12 protein-coding genes are annotated in these 12,847 nt (G+C 71.2%); 7 read left to right on the top strand and 5 right to left on the bottom strand.

What is annotated here, in order from left to right; genetic code table 11:
• Positions 1 to 29: 29 nt before the first annotated feature.
• The gene (locus ACFWQG_RS05585; protein WP_378506587.1) at positions 30 to 1,664 is read right to left on the bottom strand and encodes a DAK2 domain-containing protein; all 1,635 of its coding nucleotides are present in this window, start codon (positions 1,662 to 1,664) and stop codon (positions 30 to 32) included.
• A gap of 214 nt (positions 1,665 to 1,878) precedes the next feature.
• Between ACFWQG_RS05585 and rpmB the strand changes: the two genes are divergently transcribed.
• Positions 1,879 to 2,070 carry a 50S ribosomal protein L28 gene (gene rpmB, locus ACFWQG_RS05580; RefSeq protein ID WP_378506586.1) on the top strand — a complete coding sequence of 64 codons (192 nt, stop codon included), beginning with the start codon at positions 1,879 to 1,881 and terminating at the stop codon, positions 2,068 to 2,070.
• A gap of 115 nt (positions 2,071 to 2,185) precedes the next feature.
• Positions 2,186 to 2,983, top strand: coding sequence for an enoyl-CoA hydratase/isomerase family protein (locus ACFWQG_RS05575; RefSeq protein WP_378506585.1), 798 nt, complete (start codon positions 2,186 to 2,188; stop codon positions 2,981 to 2,983).
• 92 nt (positions 2,984 to 3,075) lie between these two features.
• Here the strand turns inward: ACFWQG_RS05575 and ACFWQG_RS05570 are convergent, their stop codons facing one another.
• Positions 3,076 to 3,771 carry a uracil-DNA glycosylase gene (locus ACFWQG_RS05570; RefSeq protein ID WP_378506584.1) on the bottom strand — a complete coding sequence of 232 codons (696 nt, stop codon included), beginning with the start codon at positions 3,769 to 3,771 and terminating at the stop codon, positions 3,076 to 3,078.
• A gap of 243 nt (positions 3,772 to 4,014) precedes the next feature.
• Between ACFWQG_RS05570 and ACFWQG_RS05565 the strand changes: the two genes are divergently transcribed.
• Positions 4,015 to 5,460, top strand: a complete 1,446-nt coding sequence (locus ACFWQG_RS05565) for a DUF1254 domain-containing protein (protein ID WP_378506583.1) — start codon at positions 4,015 to 4,017, stop codon at positions 5,458 to 5,460.
• A 9-nt stretch (positions 5,461 to 5,469) separates the two neighbouring features.
• On the opposite strand, the gene ACFWQG_RS05560 is transcribed toward ACFWQG_RS05565, so the two are convergent.
• Entirely contained in the window at positions 5,470 to 6,378 is a 909-nt protein-coding gene (locus ACFWQG_RS05560; RefSeq protein ID WP_378506582.1) for a thiamine-phosphate kinase, read from the bottom strand.
• Between the two features lie 201 nt (positions 6,379 to 6,579).
• Between ACFWQG_RS05560 and ACFWQG_RS05555 the strand changes: the two genes are divergently transcribed.
• Together ACFWQG_RS05555 and ACFWQG_RS05550 are read left to right on the top strand one after the other, a co-directional pair.
• Positions 6,580 to 6,813 (top strand): Lrp/AsnC ligand binding domain-containing protein, encoded by a 234-nt coding sequence (locus tag ACFWQG_RS05555; RefSeq protein ID WP_378506581.1) that lies wholly within the window; start codon positions 6,580 to 6,582, stop codon positions 6,811 to 6,813.
• Positions 6,814 to 6,848: 35 nt separating this feature from the next.
• Positions 6,849 to 7,442 (top strand): DUF3515 domain-containing protein, encoded by a 594-nt coding sequence (locus ACFWQG_RS05550; RefSeq protein WP_378506747.1) that lies wholly within the window; start codon positions 6,849 to 6,851, stop codon positions 7,440 to 7,442.
• A gap of 161 nt (positions 7,443 to 7,603) precedes the next feature.
• Here the strand turns inward: ACFWQG_RS05550 and ACFWQG_RS05545 are convergent, their stop codons facing one another.
• On the bottom strand, positions 7,604 to 8,710 hold the full coding sequence (locus ACFWQG_RS05545) for a D-alanine--D-alanine ligase family protein (RefSeq protein ID WP_378506580.1): 1,107 nt from the start codon (positions 8,708 to 8,710) through the stop codon (positions 7,604 to 7,606).
• 51 nt (positions 8,711 to 8,761) lie between these two features.
• Positions 8,762 to 9,760: an NAD(P)H-dependent glycerol-3-phosphate dehydrogenase gene (locus ACFWQG_RS05540; protein WP_378506579.1), complete on the bottom strand. Its 999-nt coding sequence runs from the start codon at positions 9,758 to 9,760 to the stop codon at positions 8,762 to 8,764.
• A gap of 119 nt (positions 9,761 to 9,879) precedes the next feature.
• Between ACFWQG_RS05540 and cofC the strand changes: the two genes are divergently transcribed.
• Together cofC and ACFWQG_RS05530 are read left to right on the top strand one after the other, a co-directional pair.
• Positions 9,880 to 10,539, top strand: a complete 660-nt coding sequence (gene cofC, locus ACFWQG_RS05535; protein WP_378506578.1) for a 2-phospho-L-lactate guanylyltransferase — start codon at positions 9,880 to 9,882, stop codon at positions 10,537 to 10,539.
• A 124-nt stretch (positions 10,540 to 10,663) separates the two neighbouring features.
• Positions 10,664 to 12,829 carry an RNA degradosome polyphosphate kinase gene (locus ACFWQG_RS05530; RefSeq protein WP_378506746.1) on the top strand — a complete coding sequence of 722 codons (2,166 nt, stop codon included), beginning with the start codon at positions 10,664 to 10,666 and terminating at the stop codon, positions 12,827 to 12,829.
• The last annotated feature ends 18 nt before the right edge of the window (positions 12,830 to 12,847 follow it).

The following is a 12,847-nucleotide window of genomic DNA, read 5'->3' as shown; positions in this document are numbered from 1 at the left end:
CGTGAGTCTTCTCGTCCTGCCTCGAGGTCCTACTCGACGCCGACCTGCAGTAGGTCGCCGTCCTGTCCGCCGGGATACACGTGCACCTCGACGCCGGGATGGTGCAGCGCGACATGGTCGACAAGGGCGTCGGCGAGCACAGCGGGCGCCTGTGCCCCCACCAGCAGCGTGACCAGTTCCCCGCCGATGCCGAGCACCTGGTCGAGGAGCCTGCGCCCGGCGTCGGCCGCGTCGGCGGCGATGACCACCACCTCGTGCCCGATCAGGCCGAGTCCGTCACCGGCCGCGCAGGTACCCATCAACGTCAGCGCGCGCTCCCTGGCGACGCGCACCGAGCCCCACCGGGTGGCCGCGGCCGCCTCCGACATCGCAAAGGCGTCGTCGGCGGCGGCCCGGCCGTCGTCGTGCACGGCGAGCGCCGCGAGGCCCTGCACCGTCGACGAGGTCGGCAGCAGCAGCACCGAGCGGTGGTCGTCGCGGGCGGCCGCGCCGACCGTGACCAGTTCCTGCGCGGGCAGCGCCCCGTTCGGCAGGACCAGCACCTCCGCGCAGTCGAGACCGCGGATCGCGGTCAGCAACCGCTGCGGGGTAACCGGCGGGTTCGCGCGCAGCACCCGCGCACCCTCGGCGGCGAACAGGTCCGCGGCACCGTCGCCGTCCACCACCGCCAGAATGCGCCTGCCCGTCGTCGGCGGGTGTGCCGCCGGCCGCGACCCGCGCAGCGCGTCGAGCGCGAAGCAGGCGATCCGGACCCGGCGCACGGACCCGGCCTCCAGACCCGCCTCGACGGCGGCGCCCGGGTCGACGCAGTGCACGTGCACCGTCCACGCCCCGGCACCATCGCCGACGATGATCACGGAGTCACCGAGGTCACCGAGCCGCAGGCGCAGCGTCCCGACCCGCCGCGCGTCGGAGTCGGTGAGCAGGTACATCACCTCGTAGTCCTGACCGCTGTGGTCCCCGGCGCAGGGTGCGGGCGGCGCGACGGGCGCCGCCCCCGCCGTCACGGGGGCGTCGAGTGCGAGCCCGGACCGGTCCGGGACGGTCCCGGTGACGACCCCGACGAGCGCATCCAGGATGACAACCAGCCCGAGCCCGCCCGCGTCGACGACACCCGCCCTGCCAAGCTCGGCGAGCTGTTCCGGGGTGCGGGCGAGCGCCTCGACCGCGGCCTCCGCGGCCGCCGTCACCACGGCGCCGAGCGCGGCACCTGCCGGGCGGTCGTCCGCTGCCGCGGCGGCGTGCCGCAGAACGGTGACGATGGTGCCCTCGACGGGGGTGCTGATTGCCTCGGCGGCGAGGACAGCGGCCTCGTTGAGGGCGTTGCGCACGGCGGCGACGTCGAGTCGCTCGCCGCGGGCCACCTCGGCGATCCCCCGAAGCACCTGGGACAGGATCACTCCCGAATTGCCGCGGGCGCCGGTCACCGCTCCGCGGGCGAGGGCCGCGGCGACCGCGGAGGACGGTGCACCGTCCGGTACCGACGCCGCCGCGTCGACCGCGGAGCGCATCGTGAACAGGATGTTGGTGCCGGTGTCCGAGTCCGGAACCGGGAAGACGTTGAGCCGGTTGATGTCCTCGCAGCGGCCGGTCAGCCCCTCGACGCAGCCCCAAGCCCAGCGACGCAACGCCGCACCGTCCAGCTGCTGCAGGGCCTCGCGCACCTCGATGTCGTCCTCCGCGTGACTTCGGTATCATCGGTGCCGCAAGATTAGCGGCAGGGCCCGACAGCCCGCTCACCTCGACGCACCCCACGGACCCGGTTTGGCCTTTCGGGGGTGCGCCAGCTAATCTGGCACGGTTGCCTGGCACGGGGCGCTCCAGTGTTCCCTGCTCGCAACTGAAAACCATCCGCATCACATCAAGGAGTTCGCGACTATGGCTGCCGTCTGCGACGTTTGCGCCAAGGGACCCGGCTTCGGTAAGTCGGTCTCGCACTCGCACCGGCGTACCAACCGTCGCTGGAACCCGAACATTCAGACTGTCCGGGCCCAGGTTGGAACCGGTACCCGTCAGAAGCTCAACGTGTGCACCTCCTGCCTGAAGGCGGGCAAGGTCGTCCGCGGCTGAGGTTCATCCCAGCATCGACTGTGCCCCCGACACCCTCCGGTGTCGGGGGCACAGTCGTCTGTCGACCACCGGGAGCTGCGCACACCCGGTTCCGGCGCCCCGATAGGGTACAACGGTGACTTCTCTCGACGGCCTTACCCACGTCCGCCTTGTCGGCGACGTGCTTCGCATCGCCATTGCCACCGCCGACAACGGCACCGCACTCGACTCCGACGCGGTCAACCAGGGCACCACCGCGCTGCGCGCACTCGCCGCAGGCGAGATCGCCGCAGGCGCGATCCTGCTCGTCGGTGACGGCGCGAACTTCTGCGCGGGCGGTAACGTCCGGGCGTTCGCCGCCGCCGACGACCGACCCGCCTACATCCTCGGCATCGCCAACGAACTGCACGACCTCGTGCGCTTGCTGGCCGCCGCGACGGTTCCCGTCGTCGCGGCGGTGCACGGCTGGGCGGCGGGCGCAGGCATGAGCCTGGTGTGCGCGGCGGACATCGCGCTCGGCGGCGCCTCGACGAAACTGCGCCCCGCCTATCCCGGAATCGGGCTCACCCCGGACGGCGGCATGTCCTGGAACCTGCCGCGGATCGTCGGCAGTCGCCGGGCCCGCGAGATCCTCCTCACCGATGCCGTCCTCGACGCGGACGAGGCCGTCCGCCTCGGCGTGCTGAGCCGCGTCGTCGCCGACGATGAGGTGCAGGAGCAGGCCCAACAGCTGGCGCAGCGACTCGCGACGGGGCCGACCGCGTCCTACGCGGGCATCAAGGAGCTCCTCGCCCGGTCGGAGGAGTCCACCCTGTCGGATCAGCTCGACGCGGAGGCGGCGGCGATCTCCGCTGCGTCCGGCGGCGCAACGGGCCGCGAGGGCGTCGACGCGTTCGTCGCCAAGCGCGCCCCCGACTTCACGTCCCTGCGCTGACCGCCGACCCGCCCACCCCGCCCGGCCGAGTGAACGGAAGCGTTCAGTCGATCAGATCGACCGAATGATCCGTTCGCTCGGCGGGTGGCAGGTCAGGGCAACCGCCAGTCGACCGGCTTCTCCCCCTGATCCTCGAGGAGCCGGTCGACGCGGCTGAAGGGCCTCGACCCGAAGAAGCCGCGGGACGCGGACAGCGGGGACGGATGCGCGGACTCCACGACCGGGGTGTCCCCCAGCATCGGCTTGAGCGTCCCGGCGTCCCGACCCCACAGGACCGCGACGAGCGGACGCCGCCGCCCGCTCGGATCGGTCCGGTCCACCAACGCGCGAATGGCCTGCTCGGTGACCTCCTCCCAGCCCTTGCGCCGATGGGATGCGGCCTGACCCGGCTGCACGGTCAGCACCCGGTTCAGCAGCAGCACCCCCTGCTTGGCCCACGGTGTCAGATCGCCGGTCGACGGGGTCGGGACGCCGAGGTCCGACCCGAGTTCGGTGAAGATGTTGGTCAGGCTCCGCGGCACCGGACGCACCTGCGGCGCCACCGAAAAGCTCAGTCCCACCGCATGTCCCGGGGTGGGATACGGATCCTGACCGACCACGAGGACCCGCACCTCGTCGAACGGCTGGGCAAACGCGCGCAGCACGTGCTCCCCCGCGGGCAGGTAGCCGCGGCCTGCGTCGTTTTCGGCGCGGAGAAACTCCCCCATCGCCGCGATCCGATCGGCAACCGGCGCCAACGCCTGCGCCCAGCCTGGCTCGACCAGCTCATCGAGCGGACGGGGCGTCATCGGTGCAGCCCGCGACCGGCGGCGGCCGTCCCACTGCGCCCGAGGCGAGATCGGACCGTGGACGGGCGTTGTCCGCGTGCACTGTTGGTCATGCGGTCAGCCTATCGACGCCCATACGCCCCGGGTGATGGTGCCCCGGCGCGGGCCTGGCCTCCGGATTCACCCCCATCGAGTGAGGCGGCCCTGCCACCGGAATCCCTATCGTGTGGTGACACGGATCGGTTCAGTCGAGAGGTGCTGCACATGGTGATTCACGACACGTCCATTCCCGGTTCGACGCCGCCGGGCCTGACCGACGCGATCGCGTCGATCTCGTCGCCGGACGGCATCGACACCCCGTTCGGGCACCTCCGGTTCTTTGACGGGGTGCCGCTCCCCGACACGGTGACGTCGATCTACGACGCGTTGGACCTGATTCGCGGGATCGACGTGTTCCTCACCTGCGTGCCCGGTGCGTCGCTGGTCGCGTTCCGCCGCGGCCTCCGCACGCTGGGCATCGACTCCCCGCGCACGATCGGCTACTCGGATCCGCGGGCGAATTCACGCGGGCTCGCGCTGACTCCGAACACCGAAACCACCTACGGCACCACCTTCCTCGACCTCAAGGCCTGGGGGCCTACGGTGATCGAGGCGCCACCCAACTCGATGTGCGTCGTCGACGACTTCTGGTTCCGCTACGTCACCGACATGGGCATTCCCGGACCCGACCACGGCCTTGGCGGCAACTACCTGTTCCTCCCGCCCGGCTACACCGGCGAGGTGCCGGACGGCTACTTCGTGTTGCGGAGCCCGACCCATACGAACTGGGTCGTGCTGCGCGCGCTCGGCGGCGTCGCCGACATGCAGCGGACCCGGATCTACCCGCTGGGTGAGGCGGATTCCCCGCCAGCCAACGAGTGGGTCAACTGGGTGGAGGAGGCGCCCTTCAACACGGTCCACGCGAACGACCTGTCGTTCTTCTTCGAGATCGACGAACTCGTGCAGGAGGAGCCGACCGAGGCGCTCGACCCGGAACGGGCCGGCCAGCTCGCGGCGATCGGCATCGTGAAGGGCACGCCGTTCGAGCCGGACGACCGGATGCGCGGCATCCTCGATAGCGCGGCCCGCATCGGTGCCGGGATGGCGCGGGCACTGTCCTTCGCGCCGCGGGATCCGGAGGCGTCGCTGTACGGGTCGTGGAACAACGCCTTCGTCGGCGGCAACCACGAATTTCTCCGTGACGGCGCCCGACTTCTCGACGCGCGCACGCAGTTCCACTACATCGCGACCGTCATCACCCCGGCGATGGCGCACGCCAAGGTCGGAGCGGGTTCGGCCTACGCCTACACCGTGCACGACGCGCGCGGGGATATCCTCGACGGCGGCCGCAGCTACCGGCTGCACGTCGACCCCAATCCGCCGGTGAAGAACTTCTGGGCGGTGGACGTGTACGACACCCAGACCCGGTCGCTGATTCAGGTTCCGTCGACGATCTGGCCTGCGGTGGCGAGCAACTCCGGCGACCTGGTCGCCAACGAGGACGGCTCACACGACCTGTTCTTCGGCCCGACCCCGCCTGCGGGCAGGGAATCCAATTGGGTCGAGACGCTGCCCGGCAAGTCGTGGTTTCCGCTGTTTCGCCTGTATGGCCCGCTCGAGCCGTGGTTCGACCGGACCTGGACGCTTGGCGAATTCGAACCGCTCGACTGATCCCGCGGGTCAGCCGAAACTCTGCCAGCCTCCCGACCCCGACCACGCGCGCCCGCCGACGGTGACACCGGCACCGGCCCGCACGACGCCGATGCGGCGCCACCCGTCGGGCAGGGCCGCGCCGCGGGGGAAGGTCGCGAGGAGGGAGTGATCCTCGCCACCGGTCAGCACCCAGGCGGACGGGTCCACGCCCAGCGTCTGGGCGGCGGCACGCAGCGGCGGGTCCGGGGCCAGGGCTGCCGGGTCGAGGTCGACCCGTACCCCGGACGCCGCGCACAGGTGCCCGAGGTCGGCGACGAGGCCGTCGGAGTTGTCCGTCATCGCCGTGGCGCCCGCCTCGGCTGCGTCCGGGCCACGGCGGTAGGGAGGCGTCGGAACACGGTGCGCATCAACAAGTTCCGGGAAGTCGCGGTTGTCGGCGACGAGCAGGGCGAGGCCGGCGGCGGACCACCCGAGCCGCCCGGTGACCGCCACCTGGTCCCCGGGTCGGGCACCCGCCCGCAGCACCGCGTCGCGGCCTCGCAGGTCGCCGAGCACCGTGAGGGACAGCACCACCTGATCGGACTGGACGGTGTCCCCCCCGACCACCCCGGCGCCGAGCGCGGACGCCTCCGCCCAGATCCCCTCGCTCAGGGCGTCCGCCACCCGGATCGGGGTGTCCGGCGGGCAGCCGAGCGAGACGAGGAACGCGGTCGGCCACGCCCCCATCGACGCAATGTCCGCGGCGTTCTGCGCGGCCGCCTTCCGCCCCACCTGCTCGGGGGTGGACCAGTCGAACCGAAAGTGCCTGCCCTGCACCAACATATCCGAGGACACCACCACCCGCCCGTCGGCGGCGCGCACGACGGCGGCGTCGTCGCCCGGTCCGAGATCCGTGGTGTCCGGCTGGACGCGTCCGGCCACCGCCCGGTCGATCACGGCGAACTCCCCGAGATCCGCAACGGTGGGTCCGCGGTCCGGGAACTGCTCCGAAGCCGGTGTGTCGATGACGGGCCTTTCGTCGAAAGCGGTCGCGGTACCCTGGGAGGCGGCCGGGACTCGATCCGGCCGAGCACGACAGCCAGGGCCACCGCGACTCTACCGAGGCGGCGGGGCCCTGCACTGGGAAGGGGCCCACCGGTGGCGCAGGCGTACATACTGATCCAGACCGAGGTGGGCAGGGCGACGGTGATCGCCGACCGCATCCGGCAGTTGCCGGGGGTGCTGACCGCGGAGGACGTGACCGGCCCCTACGACGTGGTGGTCCGTGTCGATGACGGGGCTGGCTCCGGGTTCACCCCGGTCGTCGAGCGGATCCAGCGGGTCGCCGGAATCACCCGCACCCTCACCTGCGAGGTGGCCACGACCGCGTGAGCATCCCGTCACCAATCCCCGACGACAACAATCCCCTGAACGAAACGGCACAGAACAGCACCGTGAGCACCACCGACGCCACCGATCCGTCCGATACCCGCCGCAGCCCCGCCCTGATCGCCGCCGCGGTCGCGCTGCCCGTCGCGCTGGTCGGGGGCATCGTCGTCGCGGCCATCGTGGCGAACCGCAACCCGGCGCTCGATCCGGTCGCGCTCGGCCCGGTGCCCGCGCCCGCGTCCGGGTCCGCCGAATGCACCGCACTGATCGACACGCTGCCGGACCGGTTGGGCGACTTCAGCCGCGCCGAACTCGTGGATCCCGCCCCGGAGGGCGCAGCGGCGTGGCAGTCGGCCGACGCGCAGGAGATCGTGCTGCGGTGCGGCCTCGACCGGCCGAGCGAGTTCGACGCGGCCAGCGCGTTGCAGCTCGTCGACGGTGTGCAGTGGTTGGAGATTCCGGGCGACGAAGGCCTCGACGCCAGCACCTGGTTCGCCGTGGACCGGGGCGTGTACGTCGCGGTGACCATCCCGCACGGGCTTGGCCCGACGCCGCTGCAGGACACGTCCGCCGCGCTGTCGGGCGCCCTCGAGGCGACGCCGATCGACCCGGCGCCGATCCCCAACCCCTGATCGCGTCCCTCGATCAGTCGGCGGGCCCGGAGACGGTGCCCCCACCGCCGAGTGAACGGCACGTTCAGTCGATTAGATCGACTGAACGCTTCCGTTCACTCGGGGTGGGGGCGGGTCGGGGTGGAGGGGACCTCGGGGCGCTCGGGGCGGCTCGGGGCGCGTTAGCGCAGGCCGGTCCCGCGCGCGAGCGCGGTGTCGACGAGCGTGGACACCAGCGTCCGGTAGTCGACACCGGCCGCGTCCCACATCCGCGGGAACATCGAGATCGCGGTGAACCCCGGCATCGTGTTGATCTCGTTGATGACCGGGCCGTTCTCGGTGACGAAGAAGTCGACGCGGGCGAGGCCCTGGCAGTCGAGTGCCTCGAACGCGCGCACCGCGATCGCGCGGATCTCGTCGCCGACGGCGTCGTCCAGCTTGGCGGGCACGTCGAACTCGCAGATGTCGTCGAGATACTTGGTGTCGAAGTCGTAGAACGCGCCGTCATCGTCGGTGACCTCGGGCATGCGGATCTCCGCGACGACGCTCGACCGCACGGTGCCGTCCGGGAACTCGAGGACGCCGCATTCGACCTCGCGGCCGATGATCGCGGCCTCGACGATGACCTTCGGGTCGTGACTGCGGGCATGCGCGATCGCCGCATCGAGCCCGTCCCAGCTGGTGACCCGGGTGATGCCGATCGAGGAACCCCCGCGGGCGGGCTTGACGAAGACCGGCAGCCCGAGCGCCTCCCGGTCCGCCGCGGTCACCGTCGCGGTACCCGGCCGCAGCACCACCTGGTGGCCGATCGGCAGCCCCTCTGCGGCGAGCAGCTTCTTCGTGAACTCCTTGTCCATGCCCGCCGCGCTGGCCAGCACGCCGGGACCGACGTAGGGCACACCGGCAAGCTCAAGGAGGCCCTGGATGGTGCCGTCCTCGCCGTAGGCGCCGTGCAGCACCGGGAACACGACGTCGACGGACGCGAGGATCTCACCGGCCCGCTCGGGGTCGAGCGCGACCACCGCGCCGGGCCGGGTGGGGTCCGCGGTCAGCGTCAGGGCGGCACCCGACGCGTCGACGGACGGCAGCGCGCGACCGTCGATGGTCAGCGTGTCCGGGTCGGTGGAGCCGAGCACCCACGCACCGTCCGGGGTGATGCCGATCGGCACCACCTCGTAGACGTCCGGATCGAGGTTGCGCAGGACGCTGCCCGCGGACACGCAGGACACCGAATGCTCGCTGCTTCGGCCACCGAAGACGACCGCGACCCTGGTACGAGGATTGTTCACCCGGAAACCCTACCGTTGGCGGCGGGCGGTCGGCGCACGCGGGTTTGCGACCTACTCGGGTTTGATTCGGCGGCCGAGCAACATGCCGACCGCCTCGGGCACGGACAGTCCCTCGTGGCAGACCTTGTGGACGGCGTCGGTCAACGGCATCTCCACGTCGTGCCGTGCTGCCAGCGCGCGCACCGAGGTGCACGACTTGACGCCCTCGGCCACCTGCCCCTTGGTCGCGGCCTGGGCACTGGCCAGGGTGCCGCCCTGCCCCAGGTGCGCGCCGAAGGTTCGGTTCCTGGAGAGCGGCGACGAGCAGGTCGCCACCAGGTCCCCGACACCGGCCAGGCCGGCGAGCGTCGCGGGGTTGGCGCCGAGCGCGGCACCGAGCCGGATCATCTCGGCGAGGCCGCGGGTGATGATGGAGGCGTTCGTGTTCTCCCCGAATCCGAGCCCGGACGCCATGCCACACGCGAGCGCGATGACGTTCTTGCAGGCACCACCGATCTCGCAGCCGACCACGTCGACGTTGGTGTACGGCCGCAAATATCCTGTGGCACACGCCTTTTGAACTCCAACAGCCCGATCGTGATCGACGCACGCGATCACGGTGGCGGAGGGCTGACCGACCGCGATCTCGCGCGCGAGGTTCGGGCCGGAGAGCACGGCCACCCGCCCCGGCGGCACTGCCGCGACCTCCGTGATCACCTCGCTCATCCGCATCAGCGTGCCCGACTCGATACCCTTGGCCAGCGACAGCAGGGTCGCGTCCGGTCCGATTGCCGGCGCCCAGCCGGCGAGGTTTTCGCGCAGCGTCTGGGAGGGCACGGCGAGGACCACGAGATCCGCGCCGTCGACCGCCGCGGTGTGATCGCTGGTGGCGGTCACGGTCGTCGGCAGCGCGACACCCTCCAGGTAAAAGGGATTGGCGTGGGTCGTCGTGATCGCGGTGGCGACCTCCTCGCGACGGGCCCACATCGTCACCTCGGTCCCGGCATCCGCCAGCACCTTCGCGAACGCCGTTCCCCACGAACCCGCACCCAGTACCGCCGCCCTGACCATCTGCCCTCCGACCGTTCCCGCTCCATGTTGGCAGTGACGACAGTAGTACCGGGGTGGGGACCGGCGGTGCGCATGACGCCCCCGTGTCCGCCGTCGGTGGCACTGGCAGGATTGGCGGCATGACCGGCGCACCCCCACCCTCGACGGCGGTGCGCGCCCACGTGGTGATCGCCGTCAAGGACCTCGGGCGCGCGAAGTCCAGGCTGGCGTCCCGCCTCGACCGCGCGCAGCGGGCCGCGCTGGTGCTGGCGATGCTGCGCGACACGCTCGCCGCCGCGCGGTCCTCGGATGCCGTCGCGGGTGTCACGGTGATCACCCCGGACGCGGCGGTGGCTGCCGTCGCCGAGACCGCGGGCGCGGCGCACCTGGCGGACCCCGACGAGCACGCCGTCGACCCGTTGAATTCGGTGCTGCACTCGGCCGCTCGGCGGCTCGGCATGCCGGGGGTGCCGATCGTCGCCCTCCAGGGCGACCTGCCGTGCCTGTCCGCGGACGAACTTACCGCCGCGGTGACGGCCGCGCTGCCGCACCGGCGTGCGGTGGTCGTCGATCATCACGGCACCGGGACGGCCGCCCTGATCGCCGCGACGGCGGCCGATCTCGCACCGCAGTTCGGTGCGGATTCGGCGCGCAAACACATCGATTCGGGGGCAGCGGCGTTGACGGGGAACTGGCCAGGGCTGCGCCTCGATGTGGACACGCCAGCCGATCTCGACGCCGCGGCCGCGTTGGGCGCCGGCCCGGAGACGGCGCGGGTGCTTCGCGCGCTCGGGTGGTGAAACGGTCGCTCGACGTTCATCTCGAATCGCCGTCGTCGGATTGTCGCCTCCTCGCCATCTGGGGGATGATCGAGCCGTGAGCAACGGCGAAGGCGCGGGACCCGACACGGCCAAGAAGACGGCGATCGACGGCGAGGTCCTCGGCCCGTCACCCGTCGCCGGACACCTCCCGGTGATCCCGACCGCGCCCCCCGCCGCGACACCCCGGTCGGTCGACGGTTCGGTGGCGCCGCTCCCCGACGATCGCTACCTCAACCGCGAACTCAGCTGGCTCGACTTCAATTCGCGGGTTCTCGCGCTCGCCGAGGACCCGTCCCTTCCGCTGCTCGAGCGGGCCAAGTTCCTCGCGATCTTCGCGTCGAATCTCGACGAGTTCTACATGGTGCGCGTCGCGGGGCTCAAGCGCCGCGACGAGACCGGGCTGTCGGTGCGCTCCGCCGACGGGCTGACCCCGCGCGAGCAGTTGGCGCTGATCGGCGAACGCACCCAGGAGATCGCCGAACTGCACGCCCGCACCTTCCTCGACCAGGTGCTCCCGCAGCTCGCGCGGCAGGGCATCTCGATCATCCGGTGGTCGGACCTCGACGAGGACGAGGCAGGCCGGCTCTCCGAGTACTTCCGGGACCAGGTCTTCCCGGTGCTGACACCGCTGGCCGTCGATCCCGCCCACCCGTTCCCCTACATCAGCGGGCTGAGCCTGAACCTCGCGGTGACGGTGAAGGATTCGTCCACCGGGGGCGAACACTTCGCCCGCGTGAAGGTGCCCGACAACGTGGACCGCTTCGTCCGGGTCACCCGAGCTGACGGACCGGGGGCGATCCCCGCGTTCCTGCCGATGGAGGCGCTGATCGCCGCGCACCTGCACGTGCTGTTCCCCGGCATGGAGATCGTCGAGCACCATGCGTTCCGGATCACCCGCAACGCCGACTTCGAGGTCGAGGAGGACCGCGACGAGGACCTGCTGCAGGCCCTCGAACGCGAACTCGCCCGCCGCCGCTTCGGATCCCCGGTCCGGCTCGAGGTCGCGGACGACATGACCGACCACATGCTCGAGCTGCTGCTGCGCGAACTCGACGTCGACCCCGGCGACGTGATCCAGGTGCCGGGCCTGCTCGACCTGTCCTGCCTGTGGCAGGTGTACGGCGTCGACCGGCCCGCGCTCAAGGACGCCCCGTTCGTCCCCGCCACCCACCCGGCGTTCGGCGAACGCGAGACACCCAAGAGCGTCTTCTCGACGCTGCGCGACGGTGACGTCCTCGTGCACCATCCGTACGACTCGTTCTCGACCAGCGTGCAGCGGTTCATCGAGCAGGCGGCCGCTGACCCGCAGGTGCTCGCCATCAAGCAGACGCTGTACCGCACCTCGGGCGACTCCCCGATCGTCAATGCGCTCATCGACGCGGCCGAGGCGGGCAAGCAGGTGGTCGCGCTCGTGGAGATCAAGGCCCGGTTCGACGAGCAGGCGAACATCAAGTGGGCACGCAAGTTGGAGCAGGCGGGCGTGCACGTCGTGTACGGACTCGTCGGACTCAAGACGCACTGCAAGACCTGCCTCGTCGTCCGGCGCGAGGGGTCGACAATCCGCCGCTACTGCCACATCGGCACCGGCAACTACAACCCGAAGACCGCGCGACTCTACGAGGACGTGGGCCTGCTCACCGCGGCCCCCGAGATCGGCGCCGACCTGACCGACCTGTTCAACACGTTGACGGGGTACTCCCGAAAGGCCAACTACCGCAACCTTCTCGTCGCCCCGCACGGGGTTCGTGCCGGCATCGTTGCTCGCATCCATGCCGAGATCGAGCACCGGTTGGCCGGTCGACCGGCGGGCATCCGACTCAAGGCCAACGCGCTCGTCGACGAACAGGTGATCGACGCGCTCTACCGCGCCTCCCAGGCGGGCGTCCCGGTCCGGGTCGTGGTCCGCGGGATCTGCGCACTCCGGCCGGGGGTGCCGGGCCTGAGCGAGAACATCGAGGTCCGTTCGATTCTCGGCCGGTTCCTCGAGCACTCCCGGATCATGCACTTCGAGGGCGCTGGCGAGTTCTGGATCGGCAGCGCCGACATGATGCACCGCAATCTCGATCGGCGGGTCGAGGTGATGGCCCAGGTCAAGGATCCGCGCCTCACCGGCCAACTCGGCGAGGTTTTCGAGTCCGCGCTCGACCCGACGACCCGGTGCTGGGTGCTGCAGTCCGACGGGCATTGGGCGGCGTCCCCGGCCCGCGGCGAGCAGGTGCGCGAGCATCAGGAGGAACTGATGTGCAGCCGACGCGGCCGCACGGCATAGGCCCCGACCACCCGACAG

It is taken from the genome of Rhodococcus sp. NPDC058532 (assembly GCF_042719255.1).
GTDB lineage: Bacteria > Actinomycetota > Actinomycetes > Mycobacteriales > Mycobacteriaceae > Rhodococcus_G.
The sequence above is the reverse complement of the archived record's forward strand: the minus strand, read 5'-3'. Positions and strand labels throughout refer to the sequence as shown.

Excerpts from the sequence above, each read along its gene's own strand:
- rpmB (WP_378506586.1), top strand. The coding sequence starts at position 1,879 with ATGGCTGCCGTCTGCGACGTTTGCGCCAAGGGACCCGGCTTCGGTAAG.
- ACFWQG_RS05570 (WP_378506584.1), bottom strand. The coding sequence starts at position 3,771 with ATGACGCCCCGTCCGCTCGATGAGCTGGTCGAGCCAGGCTGGGCGCAG.
- ACFWQG_RS05565 (WP_378506583.1), top strand. The coding sequence starts at position 4,015 with ATGGTGATTCACGACACGTCCATTCCCGGTTCGACGCCGCCGGGCCTG.
- ACFWQG_RS05540 (WP_378506579.1), bottom strand. The coding sequence starts at position 9,760 with ATGGTCAGGGCGGCGGTACTGGGTGCGGGTTCGTGGGGAACGGCGTTC.
- cofC (WP_378506578.1), top strand. The coding sequence starts at position 9,880 with ATGACCGGCGCACCCCCACCCTCGACGGCGGTGCGCGCCCACGTGGTG.